The organism is Cellulosilyticum sp. (genome assembly GCF_982396655.1).
The window spans coordinates 51,535-64,242 of record NZ_CEVXFV010000016.1 but is presented as its reverse complement, the minus strand read 5'-3'; the positions used below and the strand labels follow the sequence as shown (position 1 = coordinate 64,242).

The following is a 12,708-nucleotide window of genomic DNA, read 5'->3' as shown; positions in this document are numbered from 1 at the left end:
CTATTACACACTCTCAAATCTTATTGATTTATAATATCTTGCATTAATTGTCTTACAATACTTTCTACAGTAGAAGGTAACACCTTTTGTTCTTCTTTACTTAAATCTTTTACCTCTATTGGCTTTCCAATATTTAAGGTAACTGTGGTGCTTTGAATACCCTTTTTTTCTTCAAATACTTTATACGTATTATGAATAGCAATCGGTACAATAGGTACGCCTGTTTTAGTTGCCAATTTAAAGCATCCACCTTTAAATTCTTTAATTTCATCACCTGATACCCTTGTTCCTTCTGGGAAAACCACCATTGACTGTCCTGACTTAAGTTCATTAACTCCTTTTACAATACTCTCCATAGCCTGCCTTTTATCTTCGCGGTCAATATAAATTGCACCAAGGGCTGCAAACCATGTCTTAACCATCTGCATCTTAGATACTTCTTTTTTAGCTAAAAATATACAAGGATCCTCTATTGTACTTACAAGCACAACAATATCAAAAATGCTCTTATGATTTGCAACATAAAGTACAGGACCTTCTTTAGGCAAGTTTTCTCTACCTATTACTTGTAAATCCATTCTGGCTGCTTTAATCATACGATTAGCTAAATGTTTAGTAAGCTTATAAACTTCTTCTCTACTTTCACGTACAGGATGATTCTTATTACCATACGCATACTCCTTACGTTTCTTAGCAAGCTTTAAATGATTATAACCCATTGTACTTAGCATTCTTATGTCATTAATCAGTATGCATTCTTTCTTCGCCAATATGCCTCACCTAGTCTTTCTTATAATTTTCTAACATTTGTTCTTTCAATTCATATAGTCCTTGTGATAACACTACTGACATAATTTCTGGATTAATAAGTCGTTTATACTCATCCCAAAGTGTATCTAATTCTTCTTTTGCATATACTTTGATTTCTTTTACAGTTGGTGCTTCATATACTTTAGTACCGCTTCTAAAGATTGGAAGAAGTAACTCTCTTACCTCATAACTTTCTGGTTTTAACTTTGTTTTTTTCCATCTTGCATTAGGCTCTACAAGTACAAGTTCTTTTGTTTCATCAAATACTTCATTCTCAAGTGCAATAATATCTGCCTTGATTTTTCCTGTTTCTTTGTTGTAAACACGAACTACCTTTTTGATGCCTGGGTTTGTTACTTTTTCTGGATTATTAGAAATTTTAATTTTAGGAACAACCACCCCTTCTTCATTAATTTCTGCTGCTAATTTATAAATACCACCAAATGATGGGCAATCAGACGATGTAATCATATTTGTGCCTACACCCCAAAGTGTAATTTTGGCACCTTGTCTTTTTAAATCTGCAATAAGGATTTCATCTAAATCACATGAAGCACTAATAATAGCATCTTTATGCCCTGCTTCATCTAACATAATTCTTGCTTTTTTAGAAAGATATGCAAGGTCACCACTATCTAGACGGATTCCATAAGAAGTCATTTGCACACCACTAGCCTTCATTTCATCAAATACTTTAATCGCATTTGGCACACCACTGCCTAATGTGTCATAAGTATCTACAAGTAAAATACATTTCTCTGGGAATAATCTTGCATAAGCTCTGAAAGCTTCAATCTCTTCATCAAAACTCATAACCCAGCTATGAGCATGTGTTCCTGATACTGGTACATCAAACATTTGGCCTGTAAGTACATTAGATGTAGCTGCACAGCCACCAATAATAGCTGCTCTTGCACCATAAATTCCTGCATCTGGTCCTTGTGCACGACGAAGTCCAAATTCAAGAACAGGGTCACCTTCTGCTGCACGTACAACTCTTGCTGCTTTTGTTGCAATAAGACTTTGATGATTAATAATATTTAAAAGTGCTGTCTCTACAAATTGTGCTTCTAAAATAGGTGCCTTAACACGCATTAAAACTTCCATTGGAAATACAACTGTTCCTTCTGGAATAGCATCAATATCTCCTGTAAACTTAAAGTTTCTAAGGTATTCTAAGAAACTTTCATTAAATAAATTTAAGCTTCTTAAATACTCAATATCTGTTTCGTCGAAATGAAGATTTTCAATATAGTCGATTGCCTGTTCAAGTCCTGTGCAAATGGCATAACCATTTTTAGATGGATTATTTCTATAAAATAAATCAAATACAACTTCGTGATTATTAATATTGTTCTCATGATATCCTTGCATCATTGTTAACTGATATAAATCTGTTAATAGAGTTAAGTTTCTTTTCATATGTTTTTCTCCCGTCTCTAACCTTGCTTATCTTTACATGTATAAATAGTGCTATTTCGCCCTTTTATAAGAATTTCACATCGCTAAAACATAGTGAATACCTAAAATTGGTGGATGTAAAATCTATATAGAGAAACCAACTAAAAACTTGAAATATACATGTAGGTCAATAGGTTTCTCTCAATGATTTCACATGACTAAAAATCATGAATAACTAAAATTTATAAATGTGAAATCTATATAATTATATAATATGTATATTATATCATACACATAACAAAATTTATCGACATTTCACTAAGGAGTTTATATCATGTTACAAGATAAGCCTAAGTCTCAAATTATTTTAGCAACCTCACTTATAGCTATTTTCTGTAATATCTTGTGGGGCAGTGCCTTTCCAGCACTTAAAATCGTCTATGCTCAAATGGGTATTGCAAGTTCTGACCTTGGAGGCACGATTACTTTTATTAGTCTACGATTTCTGCTTGCCGGCATCTTTACTTTTATTGCTGCCTTAATTAGTGGCGCACCTCTATTTAGAATGAGCAAAATCCAACTTTTACTAATTATTATTTTAGGTCTTTTTAATACTACTTTGCAATACTTTTTCTTTAATATTGGTGTAAACAATACATCTGGTATCAAAGCTTCTATTTTAGAGCAAGTTGGTATATTTTTCTCTGTCATTTTAGCCCACTTTGTATACAAAGATGATAAGCTCAGTTTAAGAAAATTTTTTGGCCTTAGTTTAGGCTTTGTAGGCATTATTTTAATCAACTTAAGTAAGGGAACTAATAACCTATTTCATTTCACCTTACTTGGCGAAGGATTTATGATTATTTCTGGCCTTATGAGTGCTATCACCATGTTTATTGCAAAAAAAGTAGGGAAAGAATTACCTACCATGGTGTATACGGCATGGCAAATGATTATTGGTTCAATCTTACTTTTTATCATTGGTAACTTCATGGGCGGCAAGATAAGCAATCTTACTTTTACACCTTCATCAGTATTACTACTTTTATATCTTGCGCTACTATCTAGTGTTGCCTTTTGTCTCTGGTATTATATCCTCCAACTTCGAAAAGTTGGTGAACTGGCAATGTATAAATTTGTAGTTCCCGTATCTGGTACTCTACTCACTGCTATGTTTATTCCAAGTGAACATATTCTGCCAATCCATGTCATTGCCTTATTATTAGTCTCAATCGGCATTATAATTGTCAATAAACGTTAAAAGGATGTGCAGCGAAGCTATTTAATAACTTCGCTGCACATCCTCTATTAATTATACTTCATCCAAAAGTTCTTAAGTTCATTTAAGAATGTATTTCTATCAATTTTATTATCTAGATATGCTCTTAAAAGATTACCTACCTGTGTAACATTTTCATGTGGAAGATAAGCCATCATTTGCTCAATAACTTGATTATTTTCTTGATAAGTCTTAATAGAGTTACTTAAAGAATTAGTAAACTCAATGTTATTAGCTACTACACCTGGAATAAGCCCTGCTTCATTAACCATGAAGTCATTTCCTTTTTCTTCATATACTAGCCAATCAATAAATCTTTTGGCTGCTTCTTGTTGTTCTACTGAATTCGCCCCTTTATCGATTACAAGATATTTAACTGCTGCTGTAATTTCATTATTACCATAATCTGTAGCATCATTACTTATAGGTACAGGGATGAAACCATAGTCTCCCTTATTCACATCACTTCTTAAAATATCCTGCATTGCCCAGTTCCCCATATACCAAAAACCAACTTCACCTCTCCCTAGAGCCTCTGCACAACGCTCATTAGAATTTGATAGTGGTGCCTCTTTATACATATTATAAGATTTCATTAAATCAAATGTATCCAATAAACCATTAATCGTTTCATCTTTTGCTAAGTCTACCTTTCCAGCTTTTAAATCAGCAATGAAGTCTACTTTTGCTTTACTATCTTCGGATTTTACAGAGTATGCAGTAGTAAAGAAGTGGTTTGCTAAAGACCAATCATCATTTGTAATAATAACTGCTTTTCTACCGCTATCTTCCACCTTTTTAAATGCTTCCTCTAAGGCATTCCTTGTACGAATCTTATCTACATCAATGCCACATTCCTCCATAACTTTTTGATTATAAATAAGCCCCATTCCTTCTACAGCAAATGGAAACGCTACTAAGCCCCCCTCGCTATTTCTGGCTGCTTCCCCCATATCTATAGATAAATATTCTGCCCATGTCTCATCAGATAAATCTACAAATTCTTCCTTTAAATCTTGTATATGTAGAGAGTCTACAATCATGATTGTTGGTGTATTATCATAATTTCTTCTAGAAGCAATCTTATCTTTTACTTCTTGATATCTGCTATATCCTAGCACCTTTACTTTGATATCTGGATTAGCTTCTGAAAAAGCTTTACTTGCTGCTTCTAAATTAGTGTGAATCTCTCGTTTAGTATTATATATTGAGATGTTTACTACGCTTTCATTAGTACTTGAACATCCCACTAAAGCACTCGCTAGGCTCGCTACTGCTAACAATTTCCCGATCTTTCGTCTCATCTTCGTCCTCCTTATCTAGTTACTTTATATTAAACTACTTTTTCTCTATCTTAAAATGTTCAATGCTAAGTTGAAGTTCGTGAATATTCTCCTTAATATCTTCACTAAGCTGATTAAGATTTTTCATTATTGTAAGCTGCTCCTGAAGAGAAGCTGTGGTTTCTTCTGTTGTTGCTGCACTTTCTTCCGCTATATTAGCAAGAGCACCTGTTACTTTAAGTAAGTTTTGACTAAATTCATCAATATAGTCAACTGTGCTACTAAAGTCTATAATTCCATTTATGATCATCTTATCTGCTTCTTCTACTTGCTTAAATACCTCATATGTCTCTGCAACTGATTTAGCTTGTTCACCCATAGTTGTATCAATTTGATTCATCAGCGACTTAGTCGTTTCTGTTTGATGCTGAATGTTTTCTAAGATAGTTGTAATATCTTTCGTTGCACTTTGTGATTGAGCAGCTAAATTCCCAATTTCTGCTGCAACTACGGCAAAGCCTTTGCCACTTTCTCCTGCACGTGCAGCTTCAATACTAGCATTTAAAGCTAATAAATGTGTTTGATCAGCAATCGCATTAATTGTTTGTGTAATTTTGTTAATATGCCCTACTGCACCTTCTAATTCGCTTACTTCTTGTACTGTATTACTTACAAGCTTTCTTTGATTTGCTGTTTCCTCTTTTAAACCATTTACCTCACCTTGAGCTTTAACTAAAACATTTTTAGATGCTTCAATAGTTTGATTTATTTCTACTAATTTTACTTTAACTTCTTCTACCTTTTCATTTAAATCCTTAGTACCTGATAGAACTTCTTCTGTTTGGTTAGCTTGTACAATAGCACCTTCTGATATCTCTGTCATGGCCTTAGCCATTTCTTTATTAGCACCTTCTGCTCCCTTAAAGATCGTTACCAATGTCTCAGCAGCTTCTTGTAAATTACCATTTTTCTCATAAATGCCACCTGCTAATTTCCTTAATGAATAAATCATTTCATTAAAAGCATCACTAATAACTTTTAATTCTTTTGCACCATCAATCTCTGCTTTAATAGTTAAGTCTCCTTTAGCAACTCTTTGTGCCAAATCTGCTAATGCAGTAACTGGTTTTACTATTCTGGCTTCCTGTCTCATAGCAAGAACTATAATCCCTATTAAAATTAATATCCCTACAGGAATACCTATCTTTATAACCCCTATAAATCCAGCATAGAGTTCATTAAGTGGTATAGCTGTTATAGTTCCCCAGTTTAGCGAATCAATAAAGTTACATACTACTAGCTGACTTTTTCCATCAAACGGTATTATAGCTGTGCTTCGATTTCCCCTTAACGCCATATCAACTACATTCATAAACATCTCATGCGTTTCATCTAATAAATTCTCATTATCTATTCGACTCTTATCTATGTGCCAAGTAACGTCTCCTTTTCGATCAAAGGCAAAAATGGTACTTTCTTCAGAGAAAATTACATCTCCTACTATATTATCTAAGCCCCAAATTGCTACCTGACTAATAATAACGCCTGTTATATTGCCATCATTTCTAACTGGTGCTGAAAAAGCAATATAAGGCACTTCATCTTCTATAAAAACCTCACTAACATAACTATGACCTTTTAAGGCTTCTTGAAAATATTCCTTATCCGCCATGTTTTCGCCTAACGAGCCTAGCCCATTGGCCAATACCCTTCCTGTAGTGTCTACATAAAATATATTTTCAATAGTATTGTCTTGCTCGATTCTTAGTTTAAGTTCTTCTTCAACATGCTCTATCCCGCCATTTTTTATTACTTGAGAATAGGCAACTTCTTCCACAAGAACAATATTCTTATCTCCCCATATATCAATATTATTGGTTACCATGCTTGATATTTGATTCATAGCATTGGCTTGACTTCTATAAATTGACTGTTTAATAATACCTCCAAAAATCCCTGCAATAATCATCATAGGTAAAATCCCAATCAATAAATAGGATGAAATAAAAATTACCTTTAAGCTTTTCTTATCTCTATTACGCATTACTAACTCCTTTATAAATTTGTTTCTTCATCTAAATATCGACCTTTTCCTTTCAACATTTAACATTTTTTTCCATTTTATGAATGTGTAATATATCCCTTTAATCGTTATGTATTTCCCCTACTTCCCCTTTACAAAATCAAATTTTGACTTTATAATGTTACTATTAATTTATTTATAAACTCTAAACACTATGAAGAGGACAAGTACTACATTTGATGCGTCTCAGCGAGTGAGGTTGGTGGAAGCTCACACGATAGAATTTAGGAAAAATCGCCTTGGAGTGGCAGACCGAACATAAGCCTTAGGTTTATGAGTAGACTCTGACGGTTTCCTACCGTTACCGTAAGGAAAGGTATAACGAGCGGTCTTCTTTATAGAAGGCAAATCAGGTGGTACCGCGGAAGATGACGTATATAGTGCTCTTTCGTCCTGTTAATGGATGAAGGAGCTTTTTTGTTGCGTTTTTTACCTACATTTAGAATCCTGAATCCAGTACCCTTCATATGTTAAAGACTAATATTTAAGAAATTTGGTTATAACTAAGAAGTAGAGCCTAGGCTTAAAATAACTTGTCTTTATACATATGTGATTTTATATATTTATATAAAACCTTTATGGAAAATTACACTTTTAAATTTCTACAATTAATATTAGGAGGAATAGTATGTACAAGAAGGTAGATACCAATCTGAACTTCGTTGATAGAGAACTCGAAGTTTTAGATTTTTGGAAGAAAAACAATGTATTTGAAGAATCAATCAAATCAAGAGAAGGTGGCCCAGTTTTCACATTTTATGATGGCCCTCCTACAGCAAATGGTAAACCACATATTGGTCATATCTTAACACGTACAATGAAAGATATCATGCCACGTTACAAAACTATGAAAGGTTATAAAGTACTTCGTAAAGCTGGTTGGGACACACACGGTCTTCCAGTAGAACTTGAAGTTGAAAAACTTCTTGGTATCAGTGGTAAACCACAAATCGAAGAATACGGTATCGAACCATTCATTGAAAAATGTAAAGAAAGTGTTTGGAAATACCAAAGCGAATGGGAAAAAATGTCTGACCGCGTTGGTTACTGGGTGGACATGGAACATCCATATGTAACTTATGACAACAACTATATCGAATCAGTATGGTGGTCACTTCGTCAAATTTGGGATAAAGACCTTATCTACAAAGGACATAAAATCGTACCTTACTGCCCACGTTGTGGAACATCACTTTCTTCACACGAAGTAGCTCAAGGTTACAAAGATATCAAAGACCAAACAGCTACATGTAAATTCAAAGTAGTAGGCGAAGAAAACACATACCTTCTTGCTTGGACAACAACACCATGGACTCTTCCATCAAACGTTGCACTCTGCGTAAATCCAGAGCACACATATGTAAGAGCTACTTTAGATGGTACAACTTACATTTTAGCTGAAGCTTTAGTAGAAGCTAACCTTGGCACAGAAGGTGTAGAAATCGTAGCTAAATTCCCAGGTAAAGACCTTTGTGGTATGGAATACGCACCACTCTTCGATTTTGTAAAAACAGATAAAAAAGCTTACTTCGTAGTAGCTGATAACTATGTAACACTTACAGATGGTACAGGTATCGTTCATATCGCTCCTGCATTTGGTGAAGATGATGCAAGAGTTGGCCGCGAAAACAACCTTCCATTCGTACAGCTTGTTAACGAACAAGGTTACTTCACAGAAGAATTCACAGCAGTATTCCCACATCTTAAAGATGTATTTGTTAAAGATGCTGACCCAGAAATTCTTAAATTCTTAGCATCTAAAGAAACATTATTCAAAGCTATTCCTCATACACATAGCTATCCACACTGCTGGAGATGTGATACACCACTTCTTTACTATGCACGTGACACATGGTTCATCGAAATGACTAAAGTACGTGATAGATTAGTTAAAAACAATAACACAGTTAACTGGATACCTCCATCAATCGGTGAAGGTCGTTTCGGAAACTTCCTTGAAGGCGTTATTGACTGGGGTCTTTCACGTTCAAGATACTGGGGTACACCACTTCCTATCTGGGAATGTAAATGTGGACATAAACACCTTATCGGCAGCATCGAAGAACTTAAATCAATGAGTTCTGACTGTCCAGAAAACATCGAGCTTCATAAACCATACATTGATAATGTTCACCTTAACTGTCCTGAATGTGGTGGCACAATGACAAGAGTTTCAGACGTTATTGACTGTTGGTATGATAGTGGTTCAATGCCTTTCGCACAATGGCACTACCCATTTGAAAACAAAGAAATCTTCGAAGAAAATTACCCAGCAGACTTCATCTCAGAAGCTGTTGACCAAACTCGTGGATGGTTCTATACGCTAATGGCAATCTCAACTCTTATCTTTGATAAAGCACCATACAAAAACGTTATCGTTCTTGGACACGTTGGCGACAAAGATGGTATCAAAATGAGTAAACATAAAGGTAACGTAGTAGATCCTTGGACAGTACTTGATGCACAAGGCGCTGACGCTGTTCGTTGGTACTTCTACTCAGCTTCTGCACCATGGCTTCCAAGCCGTTTCGCAGCTGAAAACGTTAGCGAATCACAACGTAAATTCATGGGTACATTCTGGAACACATATGCATTCTATGTACTTTACGCAAACATCGACAACTTCGACCCAACTAAATATGAACTAGATTATGCATCACTTAACATGATGGATAAATGGGTACTTTCAAAACTTCATACACTCGTTAAAACAGTAGATGAAAATCTTGAAAACTACCGCATCTTCGAAGCTGCTCGTGATATGCAAGACTTCATCGACGAAGTATCTAACTGGTATGTTCGTCGTAGTCGTGAAAGATTCTGGCAAAGTGATATGCCACAAGACAAAATCAATGCTTACAAAACACTTCATACAGTACTTGTAACACTTGCAAAACTTGCGGCACCATTCACACCATTTATGGCAGAACAAATCTATCAAAACCTTGTTAAATCCGTTGATGAAACTGCACCTGCAAGTGTTCACTTATGTGACTTCCCTGTATGTGATGAATCAATGGTAGACAAAGAACTTGAAAAACACATGGATGAAGTACTTGATATCGTAGTACTTGGACGTAGCTGCCGTAACGAAAGCGGTATCAAAAACCGTCAGCCAATCGGTACTCTTTATGTAGGTGCTACAGAAGTTTTACCAGGGGAATTCATTGATATCGTAGCAGAAGAATTAAACGTTAAACACGTAGAATTCACAACAGAAGCTGCTGACTTCATTTCATACAGCTTCAAACCACAAATGCGTACATTAGGACCAAAATATGGTAAAATGCTTAACGCTATCCGCAGCACCCTTACAGAACTTGACGGAACAGCTGCTATGGCCGAGCTTAATGAAACAGGCGTATTAAAATTAACAATCGAAGGGCAAGAAATTGAACTTACTAAAGATGACCTCTTAATTAGTACAGCTCAAAAAGAAGGTTATGTAGCTGCTGCTGATAAAGGTTACACAGTAGTAATCGATACAGCTCTTACAGAAGAACTTCTCGAAGAAGGTTTCGTACGTGAAATCATCTCTAAAATCCAAACAATGAGAAAAGAAGCTGACTTCGAAGTTCAAGATCACATTGAAGTAGCTTATACAGGTAACGAAAAAGTAGGCGCTATCATGGCTAAAAATGCTGATTACATCGCATCAGAAGTATTAGCTAATAGCGTTATCGAAGGAACTGTTGATGGCTATACAAAAGACTGGAAACTTAACGGTGAAGCTGTTACATTCTCAGTAAAGAAAGCCTAATCCAAAGTCCGCAGCAATAAAGTGCTGCGGACTTTTTTTGATACTAAGATTGTGGATACGTGCCCCTCTAATTTTCCTTAAATCTGGCGCCACTCAAAGCTTAGATAAAATTAAGTTAATTAGCTACATTGAAGTATTGGTAACTTATTTTCTCTAACGAGTTAGGTATATAAAAGGAGCTCCTGCGAAACTATTTGACTAGCTTCGCAGGAGCTCCTTTGTATTTTCAAAGTCACTTATTAACTTTTATTCTACATCTTGAAGGGCACTATAGCCTTCCTGGCCTGTTCTTACCTTAATGACGTTTTCTACGTCATAGATAAAGATTTTGCCATCGCCGATATGGCCTGTGTAGAGGACACGTTTGGCTGTTTCAACGACTGTTTCTACTGGTACTTTGCAAACTACAATATCTACTTGAATCTTAGGAAGTAAATTGATTTCCAAAGGTGTACCACGATAGAGTTCTGTAGCACCTTTTTGCATGCCACAACCTAAGACATGATTGACTGTCATACCTGTAATGCCAATACGATTCATGGCTATCTTTAATGTTTCGAACTGGCTTTCCTTTGTGATAATCCTAATTTGCGTCATCTTTACATCAGAACCTACTGATGGTGTTTTAGCTACTTTTTCTACTGGGATAGCAACTTCTGGAGTTACTTTACCTGTATCTATTGTTGTAGCAATTTCACTTGTTGACATACCACCCATTGTATAAAAATCTGCATAAGCACTTACTAATCCATGCTCTGGTAAATCCAAACCACTAATTTCCTCTTGTGCTGTAACTCTTAAACCTATAGTATGTTTTAAAACTTGGAATACAATTGTCATCATAATTGCAACCCAAGCAATAACAGCAATAACACCTAATATCTGAACGCCTAGGAATCTAGCACCATGACCATAGAATAGACCTTCTGAAGTTGAAAATAAACCTGTTAAAATTGTACCTGTTGCACCACACATACCATGAACACCTACTGCACCAACAGGATCATCAACTTTTACTACTTTATCAATAAACTCAATCCCAAATACTACTACGAAGCCAGCAATAAGACCAATAAAGAATGCGCCAACAGGATCTACTACATCGCAACCTGCTGTGATGGCTACGAGCCCTGCAAGTGAGCCATTAAGTGTCATAGAAACATCTGGTTTTTTATAACGTACCCATGTAATAATCATGGTTGTTACTGTTGCAACCGCTGCTGCTAAGTTAGTTGTTGTAAAGATAGAACCCATTGCGATAAGTGCATCGTCACCTTCTGCACATACTGTAGAGCCACCATTAAATCCAAACCAACAGAACCATAAAATAAATACACCTAAAGCACCAAGTGTTAAACTATGACCTGGAATAGCTTTTGGTTTACCATCTTTTGAGTACTTACCAATTCTAGGTCCTAATATAGCAGCACCTACAAAGGCTGCTACACCACCTACCATATGAACTGCTGTTGAACCTGCAAAATCATGAAATCCTAATTGTGCAAGCCAGCCACCACCCCAAATCCAATGTCCTGATATAGGGTAGATTATTGCACTGATAATTGCACTATATATACAATATGAAATAAACTTCGTTCTTTCAGCCATGGCACCGGAAACAATTGTGGCTGCTGTAGCACAGAATACTGTTTGGAAAATAAAGAAGGCATATTTAGGAACACCTGATGGCAATACATCTGCATATCCTCCCATACTAAATAAATCAATTCCGCCTATTAGAGCACTGCTACCACCAAACATTAATCCAAAACCAAACAACCAGTAAATTGGTGTACCAATTGAAAAGTCCATTAAATTTTTCATAATAATATTTCCTGCATTTTTAGCCCTTGTAAATCCTGTCTCAACCATAGCGAAGCCAGCTTGCATAAAAAATACCAATGCTGCGGCTACTAATACCCAAATTGTACTTGATGATGAATACATACTCATTCCCCCTAATCTACTTTGTTTTCTCACATAAATCTCCCTTTTATCGTTATTCTAATGTCCCTTAACTGTTTCTTTATCAACTAACTAAAGTAGTACCTTCACATGTTAACCTTCTAGCAAATAGCAAAAAGGCGCTATA

At 35.5% G+C, this 12,708-nt stretch carries 7 protein-coding genes and 1 other annotated feature; of the genes, 2 read left to right on the top strand and 5 right to left on the bottom strand.

Annotated elements, in window-relative coordinates:
- Positions 1 to 20: 20 nt before the first annotated feature.
- Both AC1VAQ_RS08960 and AC1VAQ_RS08955 read right to left on the bottom strand, forming a co-directional pair.
- A complete protein-coding gene (locus tag AC1VAQ_RS08960) occupies positions 21 to 770 on the bottom strand; it encodes a lysophospholipid acyltransferase family protein (protein WP_302600137.1) in 750 nt (249 codons plus the stop codon).
- A gap of 10 nt (positions 771 to 780) precedes the next feature.
- Positions 781 to 2,232, bottom strand: coding sequence for a nicotinate phosphoribosyltransferase (locus tag AC1VAQ_RS08955; protein WP_479903819.1), 1,452 nt, complete (start codon positions 2,230 to 2,232; stop codon positions 781 to 783).
- 313 nt (positions 2,233 to 2,545) lie between these two features.
- On the opposite strand from AC1VAQ_RS08955, the gene AC1VAQ_RS08950 reads away from it, so the two are divergent.
- A complete protein-coding gene (locus AC1VAQ_RS08950; protein ID WP_479903818.1) occupies positions 2,546 to 3,472 on the top strand; it encodes a DMT family transporter in 927 nt (308 codons plus the stop codon).
- A gap of 47 nt (positions 3,473 to 3,519) precedes the next feature.
- Here the strand turns inward: AC1VAQ_RS08950 and AC1VAQ_RS08945 are convergent, their stop codons facing one another.
- Positions 3,520 to 4,794: an ABC transporter substrate-binding protein gene (locus tag AC1VAQ_RS08945; RefSeq protein WP_479903817.1), complete on the bottom strand. Its 1,275-nt coding sequence runs from the start codon at positions 4,792 to 4,794 to the stop codon at positions 3,520 to 3,522.
- Positions 4,795 to 4,828: 34 nt separating this feature from the next.
- Positions 4,829 to 6,817: a methyl-accepting chemotaxis protein gene (locus AC1VAQ_RS08940; protein WP_302600133.1), complete on the bottom strand. Its 1,989-nt coding sequence runs from the start codon at positions 6,815 to 6,817 to the stop codon at positions 4,829 to 4,831.
- A 184-nt stretch (positions 6,818 to 7,001) separates the two neighbouring features.
- Positions 7,002 to 7,255: a binding site (T-box leader), on the top strand.
- A 229-nt stretch (positions 7,256 to 7,484) separates the two neighbouring features.
- Here AC1VAQ_RS08940 and ileS point away from each other — a divergent pair.
- Entirely contained in the window at positions 7,485 to 10,616 is a 3,132-nt protein-coding gene (gene ileS / locus AC1VAQ_RS08935) for an isoleucine--tRNA ligase (protein ID WP_303243985.1), read from the top strand.
- A gap of 246 nt (positions 10,617 to 10,862) precedes the next feature.
- On the opposite strand, the gene AC1VAQ_RS08930 is transcribed toward ileS, so the two are convergent.
- A complete protein-coding gene (locus AC1VAQ_RS08930; protein ID WP_303243986.1) occupies positions 10,863 to 12,569 on the bottom strand; it encodes an ammonium transporter in 1,707 nt (568 codons plus the stop codon).
- Positions 12,570 to 12,708: the final 139 nt, after the last annotated feature.